15 protein-coding genes are annotated in these 18,231 nt (G+C 52.5%); 7 read left to right on the plus strand and 8 right to left on the minus strand.

Translation table 11 applies throughout. The annotated features are described in order from the left end of the window. Window positions 1-56 precede the first annotated feature (56 nt). Both KAJ71_RS15250 and KAJ71_RS15255 read left to right on the plus strand, forming a co-directional pair. Window positions 57-1,997, plus strand: coding sequence for a bifunctional 5-dehydro-2-deoxygluconokinase/5-dehydro-2-deoxyphosphogluconate aldolase (locus KAJ71_RS15250; RefSeq protein ID WP_248946524.1), 1,941 nt, complete (start codon window positions 57-59; stop codon window positions 1,995-1,997). Window positions 1,998-2,205: 208 nt separating this feature from the next. Next, window positions 2,206-3,042 carry a MurR/RpiR family transcriptional regulator gene (locus KAJ71_RS15255; RefSeq protein WP_248946525.1) on the plus strand — a complete coding sequence of 279 codons (837 nt, stop codon included), beginning with the start codon at window positions 2,206-2,208 and terminating at the stop codon, window positions 3,040-3,042. Between the two features lie 54 nt (window positions 3,043-3,096). Here the strand turns inward: KAJ71_RS15255 and iolB are convergent, their stop codons facing one another. Both iolB and KAJ71_RS15265 read right to left on the minus strand, forming a co-directional pair. Beyond that, on the minus strand, window positions 3,097-3,906 hold the full coding sequence (iolB, locus tag KAJ71_RS15260) for a 5-deoxy-glucuronate isomerase (RefSeq protein ID WP_248946526.1): 810 nt from the start codon (window positions 3,904-3,906) through the stop codon (window positions 3,097-3,099). 110 nt (window positions 3,907-4,016) lie between these two features. Beyond that, entirely contained in the window at window positions 4,017-5,522 is a 1,506-nt protein-coding gene (locus KAJ71_RS15265; RefSeq protein WP_248946527.1) for a CoA-acylating methylmalonate-semialdehyde dehydrogenase, read from the minus strand. A gap of 561 nt (window positions 5,523-6,083) precedes the next feature. On the opposite strand from KAJ71_RS15265, the gene KAJ71_RS15270 reads away from it, so the two are divergent. Continuing rightward, window positions 6,084-7,520, plus strand: a complete 1,437-nt coding sequence (locus tag KAJ71_RS15270) for a sugar porter family MFS transporter (RefSeq protein WP_248946528.1) — start codon at window positions 6,084-6,086, stop codon at window positions 7,518-7,520. Window positions 7,521-7,553: 33 nt separating this feature from the next. Then, window positions 7,554-8,390 (plus strand): TIM barrel protein, encoded by an 837-nt coding sequence (locus KAJ71_RS15275; protein ID WP_248946529.1) that lies wholly within the window; start codon window positions 7,554-7,556, stop codon window positions 8,388-8,390. A gap of 58 nt (window positions 8,391-8,448) precedes the next feature. Here KAJ71_RS15275 and fetB read toward each other — a convergent pair whose 3' ends face one another. The 5 genes from fetB to KAJ71_RS15300 all read right to left on the minus strand — a co-directional run bounded on the left by fetB (window position 8,449) and on the right by KAJ71_RS15300 (window position 13,454). Then, complete coding sequence (gene fetB, locus KAJ71_RS15280) at window positions 8,449-9,222, minus strand: iron efflux ABC transporter permease subunit FetB (protein ID WP_248946530.1); 774 nt, start codon at window positions 9,220-9,222, stop codon at window positions 8,449-8,451. Beyond that, window positions 9,209-9,886 (minus strand): iron efflux ABC transporter ATP-binding subunit FetA, encoded by a 678-nt coding sequence (gene fetA / locus KAJ71_RS15285; RefSeq protein WP_248946531.1) that lies wholly within the window; start codon window positions 9,884-9,886, stop codon window positions 9,209-9,211. The genes fetB and fetA overlap by 14 nt, the downstream gene beginning before the upstream one ends. Before the next feature lie 524 nt (window positions 9,887-10,410). After that, window positions 10,411-10,581 (minus strand): hypothetical protein, encoded by a 171-nt coding sequence (locus KAJ71_RS15290; RefSeq protein WP_248946532.1) that lies wholly within the window; start codon window positions 10,579-10,581, stop codon window positions 10,411-10,413. Between the two features lie 741 nt (window positions 10,582-11,322). After that, window positions 11,323-12,063 (minus strand): hypothetical protein, encoded by a 741-nt coding sequence (locus KAJ71_RS15295; protein WP_248946533.1) that lies wholly within the window; start codon window positions 12,061-12,063, stop codon window positions 11,323-11,325. Window positions 12,064-12,254: 191 nt separating this feature from the next. Continuing rightward, window positions 12,255-13,454, minus strand: a complete 1,200-nt coding sequence (locus KAJ71_RS15300; RefSeq protein WP_248946534.1) for a BaiN/RdsA family NAD(P)/FAD-dependent oxidoreductase — start codon at window positions 13,452-13,454, stop codon at window positions 12,255-12,257. Between the two features lie 305 nt (window positions 13,455-13,759). Between KAJ71_RS15300 and pitA the strand changes: the two genes are divergently transcribed. Beyond that, window positions 13,760-15,265: an inorganic phosphate transporter PitA gene (gene pitA / locus KAJ71_RS15305; protein WP_248946535.1), complete on the plus strand. Its 1,506-nt coding sequence runs from the start codon at window positions 13,760-13,762 to the stop codon at window positions 15,263-15,265. Between the two features lie 64 nt (window positions 15,266-15,329). Here pitA and uspB read toward each other — a convergent pair whose 3' ends face one another. Further along, on the minus strand, window positions 15,330-15,665 hold the full coding sequence (gene uspB / locus KAJ71_RS15310) for a universal stress protein UspB (RefSeq protein ID WP_248946536.1): 336 nt from the start codon (window positions 15,663-15,665) through the stop codon (window positions 15,330-15,332). A gap of 552 nt (window positions 15,666-16,217) precedes the next feature. Between uspB and uspA the strand changes: the two genes are divergently transcribed. Together uspA and gdhA are read left to right on the plus strand one after the other, a co-directional pair. Further along, window positions 16,218-16,652 carry a universal stress protein UspA gene (gene uspA, locus KAJ71_RS15315; protein ID WP_021181773.1) on the plus strand — a complete coding sequence of 145 codons (435 nt, stop codon included), beginning with the start codon at window positions 16,218-16,220 and terminating at the stop codon, window positions 16,650-16,652. A 182-nt stretch (window positions 16,653-16,834) separates the two neighbouring features. Beyond that, the gene (gene gdhA, locus KAJ71_RS15320; protein WP_248946537.1) at window positions 16,835-18,178 is read left to right on the plus strand and encodes an NADP-specific glutamate dehydrogenase; all 1,344 of its coding nucleotides are present in this window, start codon (window positions 16,835-16,837) and stop codon (window positions 18,176-18,178) included. Window positions 18,179-18,231: the final 53 nt, after the last annotated feature.

Raw genomic sequence — 18,231 nt, forward strand, 5'->3', positions numbered from 1 at the left:
CTTAGCTTTTTTACCGGGTCGCAATCGGTTTTGCTTAATGACAGAAGGAAACGGGTATGGCCACACAACAAAAGCAGCTTGATGTCATTTGCCTCGGGCGCATCGCTGTCGATTTCTATGCTCAACAAATCGGCGCACGCCTGGAAGATGCCAGCACATTTTCTAAATACCTCGGCGGCTCTTCCGGCAACGTGGCCTATGGCACCGCGATCCAGGGGTTAAAATCCGGCATGCTCGCTCGCGTAGGGGATGAACACATGGGCCGCTTTCTGCGCGAAGAACTCCAGCGCGTCGGGGCCGATACGCAGAGCCTGATCACCGATAAACGGCGCCTGACCGGCCTGGTGATCCTGGGCATCAAGGATCAGGAAACCTTCCCGCTGATTTTCTACCGTGAAAACTGCGCCGACATGGCGCTGACACCCGATGATATCGATGAAAACTACATCGCATCATCACGAGCCTTGGCAATCACCGGCACCCACCTTTCCCACCCCAAAACGCGTGCGGCGGTGCTCAAAGCGTTGGAATATGCCCATCGTCACGAACTGCGTACCGCATTGGATATCGATTATCGGCCAGTACTATGGGGGTTGACCTCATTAGGCGATGGCGAGACCCGCTTTATCGAATCGGAAAAGGTGACCCGCGAGTTGCAGGAAGTTCTGCACCATTTCAATCTCATCGTGGGGACTGAAGAAGAGTTCCATATCGCTGGCGGCAGTACCGATACGCTGATTGCGTTGCAAAACGTCCGTAAGGTCACCCAGGCCACCTTGGTGTGCAAGCGAGGGGCGCAGGGATGCTCGGTATTTGAAGGCGCGATCCCTACAGATTGGCAGCAAGTCAAACTGCATTCTGGCGTTCGCGTTGAGGTTTTGAACGTGCTCGGCGCGGGTGATGCCTTTATGTCTGGCCTGCTACGTGGCTATCTTAATGATGAGGGTTGGGATCAGGCCTGCCGTTACGCCAATGCCTGCGGTGCACTGGTGGTGTCACGCCACGGCTGCGCCCCCGCGATGCCAACCAAACTGGAACTGGACGATTACCTGCAACGCGAACGAGAGGTGAAACGCCCGGATCTGGATGCCCGGCTGAACCATCTGCACCGCGTTACCACGCGTAAACAACAGTGGCCTGAGCTGTGCGTATTTGCGTTTGATCACCGCAAGCAGTTGGCGGATATGGCGCGAGAGGCAGGAGCGAGTACGGAGCGGATCCCACAGTTAAAAACGTTGTTGTTGGCCGCCGCACAGGCTGCCGCTGCTGAGGCTGGGCTACACGGCAACAGCGGCATTCTGGCAGATACCACCTACGGCCAGGCGGCGTTGAATGCCATTACAGGCCAGGGCTGGTGGATTGGCCGCCCGGTGGAGTTGCCAAGCTCCCGCCCTTTGCGGTTAGAACACGGTAATATTGGCTCGCAGCTAGTCGACTGGCCACAAGAGCACGTGGTCAAATGCCTGGTGTTTTATCATCCACAGGATGCCGAAGCACTGCGCCGTGAGCAGGATGAGCTGATCGTTGACGTATATCGTGGCTGCTGCAAATCGGGCCATGAATTGTTGCTGGAAGTCATTCTGCCAGAAGGTAATGCCGACAAAGACGAACGTAACTATCTGCAGGTGATGGAACATTTCTACCAACAGGGCATTCTGCCAGACTGGTGGAAACTGCCGCCGCTTAGCGCTGCCAACTGGCAAAAAGTGGGTGAATTGATTGAAACTCACGACCCATTCTGCCGCGGGGTGCTAATCCTCGGGCTAGACTCTCCACAGGAAACGCTGAAAGCCGGGTTCGCCGCAGCCGCAGATGCCCACTGGGTAAAAGGCTTCGCGGTTGGCCGCACCATTTTTGGCACTTCTTCACGCCTTTGGCTACAAGGTGAGATCGATGACGCCGAGCTGGTCGAACAGGTGAAACAAAAATACCTGACGCTGATCGGTTTCTGGCGGCAATATCGCCCGCAGCCTGTGAGTAAAACTAGCCGTAGTTAAGCTGGCGTTGTTAACGAACCTACCCCTTAAAGTGATTTTCGCTGCTTTAAGGGGATTTTTTTGCCCATTCTCTGTGAAGTAACGCAACTGGCGACGAAATAAATCGCTTTTTGTAGAAATGAAATGTCCACTCCATCTGTTAGAATAACCGGACAATATTTTCAGCGTATAAACCAATACGCCTCAGCCAATACTGCGAGCCGAATGGATGACTAACCCAACTCAACTTTCGCTGTTACAGGACGAAATCCGCCGCCGTTATGAAACGCTGAGCAAGCGCTTAAAACAGGTGGCACGTTACATCCTGGATAACAGTAACAGCATTGCCTTCGATACCGTTGCCTCCATCGCCGCACAGGCCAGCGTGCCGCCTTCTACCCTGATCCGTTTCGCCAATGCCTTTGGCTTTAGCGGTTTCAACGAAATGAAGCAGGTCTTCCGCCAGCATCTGATGGAAGAAACGGTGAACTATACCGAGCGTGCACGCCTGTTCCGCCAAACCTCTACCGACGACAGCGTTGCCCCGGAAAAGCCAGCAGAAATCCTCAATGTATTTACGTTGGTCAACTCGCAGGCGCTGCAGCAGCTAGCGATGCAAACCAGCGCCGAGCAGTTGGATCGGGCGGTAGAGCTGTTGAATGACGCGGAAAATATCTACGTGATCGGCCTTCGCCGCTCATTCAGCGTGGCTTCTTATCTCACCTATGCCCTGCGCCACCTGGAAAGGCGTGCCTTCCTGATCGACGGGTTAGGCGGGATGTTTACTGAACAGCTCAGCATGGTGAAGCCCAAGGACGTGGTGATCGCTATCAGCTATTCGCCTTATGCCAAAGAAGCGGTGGAACTGGTGGAGTTGGGTGCCAAGCAAGGAGCACAGCTCATCGCCATTACCGACAGCCAAGTCAGCCCGCTGGCCGCCTTCAGCGACGTCTGTTTTGTGGTGCGCGAAGCGCAGGTAGATGGGTTCCGCTCGCAGGTAGCCTCAATGTGCCTGGCACAGACGCTAGCGGTATCTTTGGCGCTAAATAACGCCAAAGAACTGTAATTTTCGAAAAGGCACGATTAAACGGGCGCAGCATGCTGCTGCTCGTTGTCAGTATCAATAGCTTTCGCTGTTGATCCAGACGTGATCTTTTTCCCAGGTGAACTTCCACAGGCGTACCGGCCCCGCCATCACGTTGAGATAATAGCTGTCATATCCGGCCAGGGTAGCCACCGGATGGTAACCGCGCGGCACTTTCACTACGTCTCGGTTATAGACCGGCATACACTCATCCAGCGAACGATCGTCGGTATAGACGCGTTGCAGACAGAACCCTTGCTCAGGGTTAAGACGGTGATAATAGGTCTCTTCCAGGTAAGTTTCGTTCGGTGAGTTTTCCTGGTCGTGCTTGTGGCTAGGATAGGAGCTGGTATTACCTTCGTCGGTATAAACCTCAACGACCAGCAGGCTATCGGCCGGTTGGTTATCCGGCAGAATATTATGTACCAGCCGTTGGTTGCGTCCTTTACCCCGCCGTTCAACGCCGACGTCTGCCGGGGTGATCAAGCGTGAAGGCAGATGCCCGTTACCCGGCGCGCTGCATACCGCCAGTTCCAGATCGGTTTCTGCCCGAACTTCAACATGGTCGCGGTGCGGAACATAAACGGAATAGGGTGGAGTACGCTCAAACGGGCTCATCCGTTTACCTATGTGTGGGTACTCCGCTCGTTGAGTTGCCACAGAGGCAATACCCGCCACCAGCACCAGGCAAAGTTCCTTATCGCCACTATCCAGCTGCAACGACTGCCCTGCCGCTAACCGATAGACCTCAAACCCGACAAAACGCCAATCGGCATTTTCCGGGGTGACGGAATGAATACGCCCCTGGGCATCTGGTTGCTGACATTTCGCAAGTAGTGATGACATGAAAATTCTCCTTAAATCCTGTGCTTGTGAGTGTTGCTGCAATTCATTGATACCAGCAACAGCGGCCGCTATCCCGGTGGAATAACGGCCTCGGCATACCTGGCTGCGGTTTAGCCCAGCGTTGGCATACTGTATTCGGATACCGTTTGCTGGCCGGTTGGCCAACGTGCGGTGGCCGTCTTCATGCGGGTATAGAATCGCACGCCATCCGTGCCATGTACGTTAAGCGCACCGAATACTGAACGTTTCCAGCCGCCAAAACTATGGAAAGCCATCGGCACCGGTACCGGCACGTTAACCCCCACCATCCCCGCCTGAACCTCGTGTACAAACTGACGAGCATAGTGGCCGTTATTGGTGAAAATGGCGCTGCCGTTACCAAATTCATGGCTGTTCACCGTATCGATGGCCGTTTGATAATCTGCCACACGCACAATGCCCAATACCGGCCCGAATATCTCTTCGCGGTAGATACGCATATCCGGCTGCACATTATCGAACAGCGTGCCACCCACGTAGTAACCTTCCGGATAACCCGGCACCTGATAATCACGGCCATCGACCACCAGTGTTGCGCCCTCTTTAACGCCGATATCAATGTACCCCAGCACTTTTTTCTGGTGGGCAGATGAGACCAACGGCCCCATTTCATTTTCCTCGCCACCTTGCTGCATGCCGGGGCCAACCCGCAGTTGGGCGATCAGCGGTTTGAGTTTGGCAATCAGCTTATCTGCGGTGCTATCACCAACTACAACGGCCACCGGCAGCGCCATGCAACGCTCACCGGCCGATCCAAATGCCCCCCCCATCAGCGCATTGACCGTGGCATCCAGATCCGCATCCGGCATGACGATAGCCTGATTCTTGGCAGCCCCAAAGGCCTGTACACGCTTGCCATGGGCACTCGCGGTGGTGTAAATATGCTCCGCAACGGTGGATGAACCAACGAAGCTCACCGCCTGAATGCGTGGATCGGTACACAGCTGCGAGGCCTCTTCATTGCCACAATGCACGACGTTGAACACCCCATCCGGCAGGCCCGCCTCTTTCAGCAACTCTGCCAGACGCACGGAAGCAGAAGGCACCAATGCAGGAGGCTTCAAGACGAAGGTATTGCCGCAGGCTAGCGCGATAGGGAACATCCACATCGGCACCATGGCCGGGAAATTGAACGGAGTGATCCCAGTAACTACGCCCAACGGCTGCATCAGCGAGAAGCTGTCCACGCCGGTGCCCACATCTGCGGAGTATTCCCCTTTGATCAGGTGCGGAATGCCACAGGCAAACTCCACGACTTCCATGCCACGGGTCAACTCACCCAGCGCATCGGAATAGACTTTGCCATGCTCACTGACGATCAGTTGCGCCAACTCTTCACGGTGCTGCTCTAGCAATGCTTTGAAATTGAACATGATACGCGCACGGCGCAGCGGCGTGGTACGTGCCCAGTCGGTAAATGCCTGATGGGCGACATCAATAGCCTGTTTCACCTCGGCGGCGGTGCTCTGCGTCACACGGCGTTCAACCTGACCGCTAGCCGGATTGTGCACGTCGACAGTTTGGTTACTGCTGCTCAAGCAAACCTGCCCACCAATAAAGTTACCCACGGTTTTCATGTTTCACCCTCTTTTAAGTCCGCTATCGCCCGGCTTGAAGCATTGCCGCATACCGTGACGCTCATCGTGCCGCCTGCAAGAATACAGCCCACAGGCAGATTAAATCCTGACCAGATGAATCAAACTCTATTTCATTGAAAAAAAAGTTTCAAATAAAATATTTTAGAAAATTTGTTTTTAGTGCCGCCGATCGCAAATTTGCCATACCCGTAGGTAGAGCAGGGGGTGGCAAACGAATCTATCCGCGATCGGCCAGCTACGTGGCTTTACACAGTAATCCCTATTTTTTATACAGATACGATTTCTCACCTTGGCGAGTCAATTTTCCAATACGCCATACAAATCGGGGAGAGAACTTGCCGTATTTATGCTCAATTTTTTGAACTGGGTCTAAAAATCAATATTTCATTATTCACTAAATATGAAATAAATGTTCTTGTTTGCTACAGGATCCTCCTGAAAAGCACCGCCTTGATGACAGGCACGGTTCACCCTTCTGCCTCCCTACACCCTACAAGTCAGCGAAGTGGGCAGAAGCCAGGATAAAAATCGGAGCAACATATGTCACATCAGCGTAAACACAATACTGGGTATATCCTGCGTATCTGCGGGATTGCGGCACTCGGCGGCATTCTGTTTGGTTATGACACCGCCGTGATTTCCGGGGCGATCGAAGCCCTTAAAGCCTACTTTGACCTCAGCCCGGCAGAAACCGGCTGGGCCGTTTCCAACGTGGTGATCGGTTGTGTGGTCGGTGCCTTTGGGGCCGGGCCGCTGGCCGGGCGCTATGGGCGTAAAAAGGCCCTGGTGGTCGCCGCACTGCTGTTTACCATTTCTGCGGTCGGTGCCGCTCTGGCCACCACTTTCACCTCGTTTGTTATCTACCGCATCATCGGGGGCCTGGCCGTCGGGCTGGCCGCAACGGTATCCCCCATGTACATGTCAGAAGTCTCACCGAAAGATATGCGGGGCCGAGCGCTCAGCATGCAGCAGTTCGCCATCGTGTTCGGTCAGATCGTGATTTTTTACGTTAACTTCAAGATTGCCAGCTATGCCAGCGAAGCCTGGCTGGTGGAGATGGGCTGGCGCTGGATGATCGGCTCAGAGGTTATTCCCTGCCTGCTGTTCACCGCCTTGGTCTTTATCATTCCCGAATCGCCACGCTGGAGCGTAATGGTGGGCCGCGACGATCAGGCATTAGCTATGCTGACCCGTGTTTCAAATGCCGAGCATGCTAAAAGCGTACTGAACGAAATTAAAGACTCAGTGCGCCAGGACGAACGGCACCGCAAGCAAAAGCTGAATTATGGTGACGTGCGCGTACGCTTCATCCTGTTTGTCGGCTGTATGATCGCCATGCTGCAACAGGTGACTGGGGTTAACGTCATGATGTACTACGCCCCGGTAGTGCTGAAAACCGTGACCGAAAACGCGCAAGAAGCCCTGTTCCAAACCATCTGGATCGGCGTATTGCAACTGGTCGGCTCGGTGATCGGTGCCATGCTGATGGATCGCATAGGCCGTATTCCACTGATGCGCTGGGGCACCCTGGGCACCATCGTTGGCCTGCTGATCACCTCTTATGCCTTGTATATCCAGGCAACCGGCTACTTCGCGTTGTTCGGCATGCTGTTCTTTATGGTGTTCTACGCCATGTCATGGGGCGTAGGTACCTGGGTGCTGGTCTCCGAAATCTTCCCAAACCGCATGCGTTCACAGGGGATGAGCATTGCCGTTGGCTGCATGTGGCTGGCCAACTTCGTCGTGGCACAGAGCTTCCCGATGATCAATGACCAACCCTATCTGTTCTCCACCTTCCACGGGGCGTTCCCAATGTGGGTTTTTGCCGCCTGCTGTCTGTTCAGCTATTGGTTTATTGCCCGCTTTATTCCAGAAACCAAGGGCGTTTCACTGGAAAGAATGGAAGATGTCGTGATGGCAAAACGCTATCGCCAACCGCTGTCTGAAATCGTAACGGTAGAAGACGGCAAAGCCTAAACCTACAGCCAACAAATCCAGGAGCGATGCATCATGGTCATTGCATTAGAACGTTTTTGTATCAACCGGAAGATCGCCCCGAACCTTTCGCTGGAGAACTTCTTCCGCCTGGTGAAAAGATGTGGGTTAAACAAGGTCGAGCTGCGCAACGATATGTCGGGTGGCAAAGTGGCCGACAACCTGAGCAACGAGCAGTTAAACGCACTGACCGCAGAGTTCGGCATTGAGATCGTCACCATCAACGCACTGGGAATGTTCAACCTGTTAGAAGATCAAGCTGCGTTGCTGAAAAACGCCGAAACGCTGCTGGTTCAGGCGAAAGCCATCCATAGCAAGGCGGTGGTGATGTGCCCACATTGCAACGCGAGCGACCGGCGCAGTGAGTCACAAAAGAGGGAAGATACGCAGGCCGCACTACGGCTGCTCGCCCCGCTGTTCAAACAGTACGGCATTGAAGGCTATGTGGAACCATTGGGATTTGGCATTAGTTCACTACGCTCTTCCTTGCTGGCGCAGGCAATCATTCGTGATTCTGGCGCCCGCTACAAGATCGTGTTGGATACGTTCCACCACTATCTGAGCGACGTAGCACAACCGGAGTTTGATGCTCAGATTCGGGTTGAGCAGATTGGTTTGGTGCATCTCTCCGGCGTTGAGGATCCGCTCATTAAAGGCGCATTGAGCGATGAAGAACGCATCATGCTAAGCGATAAAGATCGGTTGGCGAGCGTTGCCCAAGTGCGGAACCTGGAACGCCTGGGCTACCGGGGTATCTATGCCTTTGAGCCGTTCTCTTCACAGCTGACAACCTGGGCGGAGGGCGATATCGAACGCGAGATCCACCACAGTATCGCATTGCTGCAAGGATAAACGCACAGGCTGCCCCATAAGGGGCAGGGAATCTCGCTTTACGCATGGCGAGAAGTGCCTATTTGAGCGTGCGAACCACCAGTTGCTCACGCTGGTTGTAAAACTTCCGATAAGCCAGATAGCAGGCGATGATGGTTGACAGGCTGGCGGTAGAAAGCAGCATAAATGTCACCATGATCTGATACTTGATGGCTTTTACCGGATCGATACCGGCAAAGATCAAACCGGACATCATTCCTGGCAGGCTTACCAACCCAACCGTTTTAGCTGAGTCTATCGTCGGGATCAACGATGCACGAATACTGTCACGGATCAGAGCCGCAGAAGCGAATTTGGGGGAAGCTCCCAGACTGAGCATTTCCTGGATCTTCTGCTGTTGGTCTTTAAAACGCTGCCCAAGGTTGTTGTAGCACAGACCCACCGCCACCATCGCGTTGCCAGCAATCATGCCAGAAATGGGGATCACCTGCATTGGCGTAAAGGCAATCGAGCCGCTCAGTACCAGCACCACCAGCGTCAACGTCGCCCCGGCAGTAATGGCAATAAACGAAATGGTAAACGCGTTATCTATATACTTACTGCGCTTTTTCGCGTTATATGCGGCATTGAAGCAGATAAACAGCACCATCAACACCGTTAATATTCCATTATCCAAATCAAAGATATATTTCAAAACGTAGCCGACGATAACCAACTGCACCACCGCACGGCAAATGCTCCAGATAATGTCTTTTTCCAGTGCCAATTTCTCTTTGTGGCTGATCAGAATGGCGATAATCACCAGGATCATCGACAGGCCTAATGACTCGTTGGTGATATTATGCTGGTTCATGGGCTTTCTCCTGGCTGTTGATGCGGCTCACCGGCAGGGTGATCACCTCATCCGCATTCGCGATTTCATCCTTATCGTGTGTGACCCATAGCACCCCCAGACCTTGCTCGGTCACCAGGCAGTGGATCAACTCGTTGACGTTACGTTTGTTGTCTTCATCCAGAGCACTGGTGATCTCATCAAGCAGCAGTACCTTTGGCATAAATTGCAGATTCCGGATCAAGGAAATACGTTGTTTCTCACCGCCGGAGAGCTCGTTGATACCTTTGTTCAACATGCTATCCGGCAAGGCCAACTGTGCCAGATCCTGGCGCATTTTCTTCTCATCGGGTTTCAGTTTGCGAATTTGATAGGGTAACGCGAGGTTATCGTAGACGGTGTCACCAAACAGGGCTGGCGTTTGGAAACAGTAAGAAACCTGCTTGCGGTACTCTTCTGGGGCAACATCATCAATATTTTTACCGTTGAAGGTGATGTTGCCACGGGTTGGGCTAAGCAATGAGGAAACGATCTTCAACAAGGTACTTTTACCACACCCCGAAGGCCCGGTGATCAACTTAAATTCGCCCGGTTTCAGGGTGAAAGAAACGGCATCCAGAATAACCTGCTCGTCAATTTGATAATGGATGCCTTCCAATACCAGTAATTCATTACTGCCCTTCATGCTCACTCCGACCTGTTGCGCGGCTCTCCTCTTTCAGCGGCGACTGCTGGCTGCCAGCTGAAATCCATGAGGGTATTTTCTGCCTGTAAAAACATTCAGGCAAGCTGTTAATCGGTCTGCAAGCTGGCCAGCTCAGCGCATGTCGAGAGCGGTTGATGCAGTGTAGAACCAAGCTGAAAAAATGTTGCTGAGCCGAAAGGAATCGAGATAACTCTTGGCACATTATTAATACTGTGCATATACGGCTGGCAGTATTAATAATGTAGTAATAGTTTAGCTCCACTCACCACAACGACATGACATTTATATTCGCGCAGAAGAAATTAATAATACTTTCGGCGGAAATCGAATTATATCGATAAAACACCCGAGCCTTTTAGCCTATATTGGCTCCCCCCCTTGCCCAATAAGTTAATTACTGCATAAGTTCAAATCACGATGAAATAAATAGCTCGCCAATGATGAGGGGTGCCATACTAACCAAAAGTAACCCCTCGCTAAAATAGAAGGGGTACTAATGGATTTCAGTGTTCGACCTGCGCACGTAAGTACTCTAATGCGCTTTGGCTGTAGCTCTCCCCTTGGGCCAGTTTTTTGATCAGGCCTTGTGCCTCCAGCACCATACCAAGACGATGTAACTCCTGATGCTGCGGAAGCACATCAGCAAACGCATTAAGCAGGATAATCGACGGCATGATTTTTTCTGCGCAAGTGCCGATTGCGCCAGGTTCATCCCCCCTGGCCGGACAGGGCAGACTGTCCGAATGGCGATGTTGGCACGCCTTTAACAAGGTAATTGCCTTTTGAATTTCATGACTCCATGGCATAACCACTTTCCTCTAAGACTGATTGCCTTGCCAAGATATGAGTAATAAGCAGCACGTTAACATACATTAACGACTCACAACAAAACACAAACGCCCCTCACCAAGCTGGCCCCATACAAGATAGATTTTTCTAGCCATGGTTTATTGATATAGGTCACATTGCATAAAGATCGCCAATCTTTTATATTGCATCAAAAAGTAGGAAAATTCGCAGAATTACGTTTACGCCACTTTTTTTCACTGAAAAAAAGATAAAATTCCTATTGCGATTTTTACCTACCCTAACCTAAATTGAGTAAAAAAAACAGGCTTTCGGCAAATCCCTCTTAAAACCAATAGGAAAACACGATCACTATATGCAGTAGAATATTCTCAAAAAAAACACAGTAATTGTGAAAATAAAATTATTACACACCAGATTATTCCAGTACACCATTGATTATCTCGCAAAACGGCCAAGAGCAAGGTCTTAGTGGCCGAACGGTAAGTGCTCACCCTACAACATGGCGATAGATGCTTCGGGTGTCAGGAAATGCTGGTGTTTGAAGGAGATGGAAACAGGCCTGAAGCCTGAACATGGCCTCAGATTTTGAGGCCATGTTCACACAATTACGGTTTCTTGCAGGGAGCAGGGGCGTATTTAGAATCCCCAGGGAACGCCTGCGGTTGGCAATCAGGCAGCCCCGGCAGGGTCATTTCATAAACCGCCACGCCAATCACGCCGATATTCTCTTTTTCGCCTGCCAGTGAACTCGCAGCGTAGGAGTCATCGGGTTTTGCGAAACGGAATGCAGCAACGGACGAATCACTTTTACGGAAGCCCTCAATTACCAGGGTTCCTTTTGGTGAGACCAGATAGCCGGAATTGCGCAGTGAACCGCTGCGGCCAGAAATCACGTCCAGGCCGTCAACAGCGGTTACTACCTCATAGGTTTTATTAGGGCTGGTGTTATAGAAGAACAGCTGGTAGCGCTCGCCATCATTGGCAGAGAATGAATACTCACCATTTTTATAGCGATTGAGCGCGAAGTCACGATTATTTTCGGTCTGCACTCGCATTCTGACGGATGACAACACGATCTCATTGGTGTACTGCCCATTACTGGAAGACGCCGCGCTGTATAACACCTTGGCGACACTGTCTGGAGAGGAATACACACGCTTCGCGTCAACAGTGGTCACTTTGGAGTAAACATCCTCCCCCCATGCCGTTCCCAGTTTATGTTCTTGGGCTACCGGAGCCGGCGCAGAGGCAGGATCAGCCGCCGCGCGTGAAGAGGAAATCTTTTGGCTACAGCCGGAAACCAGCACCAGAGAAGCCAGTAATGCCAAACCGCATTTGATTTTCATGAGCAGAACTTTCCTTGTTATTATTTGAATAAGAGTGCGCTTGTCTCAACGCACGAGCCGAACCCATTATTCTGAATTACTTCCGCTGTTCCTATCTCTAAAGCTCTTAAAGCAGACGATAGATTATCTGAACAGGTGCTGCATGCTGCGCCCCTACATGGCGATCTGGTTCAGGAATGTCTGCCGTCTATTTAGGATTTCTGCGCAGCCAAAGCCTGCGCGCAAGCCCAGGCAGAACTCCACGCCCACTGGAAGTTATAACCCCCCAGCCAACCCGTCACGTCCACCACCTCACCGATAAAGTACAGGCCCGGCACCTTACTCGCCTCCATGGTTTTGGAAGAAAGCGCCTTGGTATCCACACCGCCCAAGGTCACTTCCGCAGTGCGGTAACCCTCAGTGCCATTCGGCTGTACGCGCCAGTCTTGTAAACTCGCTACTAATGCCGCCTGCTGCGTTGGATTGAGTTGCTTGAGCGTCGCTTCCGGCAGTTGCCCCAACTCTTGCAGCAATTCCACCAGGCGTTTCGGCAGGTGTAAAGCCAAAGTATTTTTCAGACTCTGGTTGGGATGTGCCTGGCGTTGTTCGTTAAGGAAGCCCACCAGGTCTAGCGTTGGTAGTAAGTTAATGCTCACAAACTCACCAGGCTGCCAGTAACTGGAGATCTGCAAAATAGCCGGACCTGAAAGCCCCCGGTGCGTAAACAGGATGCTTTCCCGAAAGCTGATGCCATCTTCCGCCGTGACCACTGCTGGAACCGAAACGCCGGACAGCGCCTGGGATTGCTCCAACAGCGGCTTATGCAGCGTAAAAGGCACCAAACCGGCCCGGGTCGGTAACACTTTCAAGCCAAACTGTTCCGCCAGCTTATAGCCAAAGGGAGTAGCCCCCAGGCCAGGCATAGAAAGCCCACCGCTCGCCACCACAAGTGAGCGAGCACTCACACTCTCTCCGTTAAGCGCCAATTCGAAGCCCTGATCGGTTTTTTCGACGCTCAGGACCTCGCTGCGCAGACGTGTTACCACCTGACCCAATTCGCACTCTTGCACCAACAGATCGACGACCTGTTGCGCAGAATCATCGCAGAACAGCTGCCCCAAGGTTTTTTCGTGATAGGCGATGCCGTAGCGGTTAATCAGATCGATAAAATCCCATTGGGTGTAACGCGCCAATGCCGATTTGCAGAAATGGGGATTATTCGAGAGGTAGGCCGCCGGTTCAACGGACATGTTGGTGAAGTTACAGCGCCCACCGCCAGACATCAGGATCTTGCGGCCCGGTTTTTTGCCGTTGTCGAGTAACAGCACCCGGCAACCCAGTTGCCCTGCCTGCGCAGCACAAAACATCCCTGCGGCACCCGCGCCAATCACGACAACATCAAACTGTTCCACCCAGACCTCTCTTTACAATAACCACAACAATCGCAGCAACAAGCGCGCATTTTACGCCATTTCACTGCCTGTATACCGCTAAATCCGCGGTGAGGGATTGTAAAGACATCGACGAGGAACGCCAACGTAAGAAAATGTTAACGAGCGTAAATGGCGGTAACATGCTGAAATTGCATCGATTCAACACTGTTCCCCCTCCCTTGTATATCAGAGAAATCAAAAAAACGTCATATTTTCCTTTTCCCCGACACCGGTTGTCGCCGATAATGCGCGGCGTTCATGTCCACAAACCTGGCGTAACGCTTATGCTGCATTTGTTCACTGGCCTGGATTTCCATACCGGCCTGATGTTAATTCTCGCATTGTTGTTCGTGCTGTTCTATGAGGCCATTAACGGCTTCCATGATACGGCCAATGCGGTCGCTACTGTAATTTACACCCGTGCTATGCGCTCGCAACTTGCGGTCGTTATGGCTGGCCTGTTCAACTTTCTTGGCGTGATGCTCGGCGGTTTGAGTGTTGCCTACGCCATTGTGCACTTGCTACCAACCGATCTGTTGTTGAACGTCAGTTCAGCACACGGGTTAGCCATGGTCTTCTCCATGCTGTTGGCGGCTATTATCTGGAACCTCGGTACCTGGTATCTTGGGCTACCGGCCTCCAGCTCCCACACCCTGATTGGCGCCATAATCGGTGTCGGCTTGACCAATGCGTTGGTGACCAACACCTCCGTGGTCGACGCGCTGAACGTGCCCAAAATGATCAGCATCTTCCTGTCGCTTATCTTCTCCCCGTTGATCGGGATGATAATTGCCGGGCTGATGGTGTTTATGCTGCGCCGCTATTGGAGCAATACCAAAAAGCGTCAGCGTATTCATATGACTCCGGCGGAACGTGAGAAGGTCGATGGCAAACGCAAGCCACCATTCTGGACACGTATCGCTCTGATCCTATCTGCTATCGGCGTGAGCTTCTCACACGGCGCGAACGACGGTCAGAAAGGTATCGGTCTGATTATGCTGGTGCTGATTGGTGTTGCCCCTGCAGGTTTCGTGCTCAATATGAGTGCGACCGGTTACGACATTACCCGTACCCGTGATGCCGTGAGCCACCTGCAGCAATTCTACCAACAGCATGGCGACTCTCTGGCGCATGTGGCCACACAGACGCCGTTGGTTCCTGCGCCTCAGAATACGGCTCCAAAGCCTGATCAACCGGTTGAGTTCCACTGTGACAGTTCACGTGCCCTGATCGCCGTTGAGCGCTCCCTGGACCTGCTGAACAATCTGCAAAGCTACGATCAACTGACGGTTGACCAGCGCAGCCATCTGCGCCGCCTGTTGATGTGCGTAACAGAAACCGCAGACAAGGTTGCCAAGCTGCCGGAAACCTCAGTAGACGATCAGCGCTTCCTGAAGAACCTGCGCTCCGATCTGTTGGAAACCGTTGAATATGCACCAACCTGGATTATCGTCGCGGTAGCCTTGGCGCTGTCTCTCGGTACCATGGTGGGTTGGCGACGCGTTGCTACCACTATCGGTGAGAAAATCGGTAAGAAAGGCATGACCTACGCTCAGGGGGTGTCGGCACAAATGACCGCCGCACTGTCGATTGGCGTGGCCAGCTATACCGGTATGCCAGTTTCCACTACCCAAGTACTGTCTTCGGCTGTAGCCGGAACGATGCTCGTGGATGGCGGCGGTGTGCAGAGCAAAACCATCAAGAACATCTTGTTGGCCTGGGTACTGACCCTGCCAGTCTCGATCCTGCTTTCCGGCGGCCTGTACTGGCTGGCGCTGAAAGTGATCTGACGATTGCCCAATACAAAAATGGCGGCCAAAGTGGCCGCCATTTTTTTGCCTTGCTATCGCCGGGCTAATACCAGATCGTCAGTGCCACCAGGCTGATCACCACTAGCCCACACAGCGAAGACGTCAGCACAAACTGGCTGCGAACACGCTGACAGCGACGGATAAATTCCGGATCGTGGTGCTCCATATAGCGTTGCGTAAAGATATAGCGCACCAGCCGTATCTGCTTGCTCGGCTGGCCGTGCGAAGTAAAGAACCCTCCGCCATCGACGTATTGGTAAAGTAACGGGTCGCAGCCGCGCAAAACAAACAGCAGCGCACGCAAAGAAGAAAAATACCGGGCCATGTTAATCACACAGACCACACACAATGCCCAAAACAGCGCGACGGTACTAATCATGATAGCCCCCTCAAGGCGTTGTTATCCCGGACACCCGCCGGGCCAACGGCCCTACTTCATACCTTATGCTGCCGGAGCCTTGGCTCCCATCCCCCTAGCACCTTACGGACCCGAAGATACCCACAACCTCTGACCGCTTGATGAACAGGCCTTGCAACGATCAGAGGAAATAAGTGGGGCCCACAATCACTAGTGTAGAATAATGAAACGCAAACAGATCCCGGTGCCGTATAAAATTTACAGTCAGGGCTAAATTCTTCATCTACCCGCTCTCCGCTCGGATAACAGACATAAGCTATACTTTGAGCAACAATGCTTATAATTCAATCATTCAAACGGTGGATAGCCGTATAAACCATAGGATTTTTTGCCCTGGCGGTGTAAAACGGTGGGGTAAACGTATAAACAAGGGTGATTGATGCGACGCAGTGTGATCGCCCCAACATATCATTGTGTTATCTGGATGGTACTATGCAGGTAAGGCGAAAACGCCAAGCTGGAACACTGAATGCCTGCCCCCTTTAATCGGCATTATATGGAAGGAGTATTCTCATGGCTTACAAACACATACTGATTGCGGTTGACCTATCACCGGAAAGCAAAATCCTGGTCGAGAAAGCAGTTTCAATGGCGCGGCCGTACAATGCCAAAGTCTCTCTGATCCACGTTGATGTAAACTATTCCGATCTGTATACCGGCTTGATCGACGTCAATCTTGGCGATATGCAAAAACGTATTTCTGAAGAAACCCACCATGCGTTAACCGAGCTGTCGCAAAATGCGGGCTATCCAATAACCGAAACCCTGAGCGGTAGCGGCGATCTGGCGCAGGTGCTGGTTGATGCGATTAAAAAATACGATATGGACCTGGTACTGTGTGGACACCACCAGGATTTCTGGAGCAAATTGATGTCATCTGCGCGCCAATTAATCAATACAGTACACATCGATATGCTGATTGTGCCGCTGCGCGACGAAGAAAAGTAAGTATTCGCTAACCTGTTTGACCAACGCCCGCCCTGCGCGGGCGTTTTTCATGGTTTCCTGTTATTTATTGCTTGTTAATCAGCCACCCCACAGTGATATAGTCGAGGTAGACACAACATCCACCCCAACTGTGAGACACATCATAAAAACAGGGGAACCAATATGCTAAACAGGAGCTATCCATGGAACAGGCTGTATCGCTAGAATCCTTTCTAAAATCCTTACAACGTCATAACTCGCATCAACCAGAATATCTGCAGGCAGTGCGTGAAGTCTTTACCTCTCTGTGGCCATTCATCGAACGTAACCCCCATTATCGTGACCACGCCCTGTTAGAGCGCCTGGTAGAGCCTGAGCGTATCATTCAGTTTCGCGTCAGTTGGGTCGACGATCAGGGCAAAGTTCAGGTAAACCGCGCCTACCGTATCCAGTTCAACTCCGCCATTGGGCCGTATAAAGGGGGGATGCGTTTCCACCCTTCGGTTAACACCTCCATTCTGAAGTTCCTCGGTTTTGAACAGACCTTCAAGAATGCCCTGACCACGCTGCCTATGGGCGGCGGCAAGGGTGGCTCAGACTTTGATCCCAAAGGCAAAAGCCAGGGCGAAGTCATGCGCTTCTGCCAATCGCTGATGACTGAGCTTTATCGTCATCTGGGCCCAGATACTGACGTGCCAGCCGGGGATATCGGCGTAGGTGGCCGCGAAGTGGGCTTTATGGCCGGCATGATGAAAAAACTGTCCAACAACACCAGCTGCGTATTTACCGGCAAAGGCCTGTCGTTCGGCGGCAGTCTGATCCGCCCGGAAGCCACCGGTTACGGCCTGGTCTACTTCACCGATTCAATGCTGCAGCGCCATGGCCTGGGCTTTGAAGGGATGCGCGTCGCGGTTTCTGGCTCCGGTAACGTGGCGCAATACACCATTGAGAAAGCGTTGGAGCTGGATGCGCGGGTGATCACCGTTTCCGATTCCGGCGGTACCGTGGTGGATGAAGCAGGCTTCACCACTGAAAAACTGGCGCATCTGGCAGAAATCAAAAACCAGCGCTATGGCCGGGTTGCCGATTACGCCCGCGAACGTGGCCTGACCTATCTGGCCGGTGAAAGCCCGTGGAACGTGCCGGTAGATATCGCCTTACCTTGTGCCACCCAAAACGAACTGGATCTGGATGCCGCACAGGTGCTGATCCGCAACGGGGTCAAGGCCGTGGCTGAAGGCGCTAATATGCCAACCACCATCCAGGCTACCGATGCCTTCCTGGAAGCGGGCGTGCTGTTCGCACCGGGCAAAGCCGCCAACGCCGGTGGTGTTGCCACTTCCGGGCTGGAGATGGCGCAAAATGCCGCACGCCTTAATTGGCGGGCAGAGAAAGTCGATATCCGTTTACGTCACATCATGGCGGATATCCATCAGTCCTGCGTTGAGTACGGTGGCGAAGGCAAGCAAACGCATTACGTTCACGGCGCCAACATTGCCGGGTTCGTTAAGATTGCCGATGCGATGCTGGCTCAGGGCGTGCTCTAACCTTACCCTGAATGAAAAATGCCGGCAGATTCGCCGGCATTTTTTTATCTGGT

Source organism: Serratia silvae, assembly GCF_023282985.1.
Classification (GTDB): domain Bacteria; phylum Pseudomonadota; class Gammaproteobacteria; order Enterobacterales; family Enterobacteriaceae; genus Chania; species Chania silvae.

Excerpts from the sequence above, each read along its gene's own strand:
- pitA (WP_248946535.1), top strand. The coding sequence starts at position 13,760 with ATGCTGCATTTGTTCACTGGCCTGGATTTCCATACCGGCCTGATGTTA.
- uspA (WP_021181773.1), top strand. The coding sequence starts at position 16,218 with ATGGCTTACAAACACATACTGATTGCGGTTGACCTATCACCGGAAAGC.
- KAJ71_RS15270 (WP_248946528.1), top strand. The coding sequence starts at position 6,084 with ATGTCACATCAGCGTAAACACAATACTGGGTATATCCTGCGTATCTGC.
- iolB (WP_248946526.1), bottom strand. The coding sequence starts at position 3,906 with ATGTCATCACTACTTGCGAAATGTCAGCAACCAGATGCCCAGGGGCGT.
- fetA (WP_248946531.1), bottom strand. The coding sequence starts at position 9,886 with ATGAAGGGCAGTAATGAATTACTGGTATTGGAAGGCATCCATTATCAA.
- KAJ71_RS15265 (WP_248946527.1), bottom strand. The coding sequence starts at position 5,522 with ATGAAAACCGTGGGTAACTTTATTGGTGGGCAGGTTTGCTTGAGCAGC.
- KAJ71_RS15250 (WP_248946524.1), top strand. The coding sequence starts at position 57 with ATGGCCACACAACAAAAGCAGCTTGATGTCATTTGCCTCGGGCGCATC.
- KAJ71_RS15295 (WP_248946533.1), bottom strand. The coding sequence starts at position 12,063 with ATGAAAATCAAATGCGGTTTGGCATTACTGGCTTCTCTGGTGCTGGTT.
- gdhA (WP_248946537.1), top strand. The coding sequence starts at position 16,835 with ATGGAACAGGCTGTATCGCTAGAATCCTTTCTAAAATCCTTACAACGT.
- uspB (WP_248946536.1), bottom strand. The coding sequence starts at position 15,665 with ATGATTAGTACCGTCGCGCTGTTTTGGGCATTGTGTGTGGTCTGTGTG.
- fetB (WP_248946530.1), bottom strand. The coding sequence starts at position 9,222 with ATGAACCAGCATAATATCACCAACGAGTCATTAGGCCTGTCGATGATC.
- KAJ71_RS15255 (WP_248946525.1), top strand. The coding sequence starts at position 2,206 with ATGACTAACCCAACTCAACTTTCGCTGTTACAGGACGAAATCCGCCGC.
- KAJ71_RS15275 (WP_248946529.1), top strand. The coding sequence starts at position 7,554 with ATGGTCATTGCATTAGAACGTTTTTGTATCAACCGGAAGATCGCCCCG.
- KAJ71_RS15290 (WP_248946532.1), bottom strand. The coding sequence starts at position 10,581 with ATGCCGTCGATTATCCTGCTTAATGCGTTTGCTGATGTGCTTCCGCAG.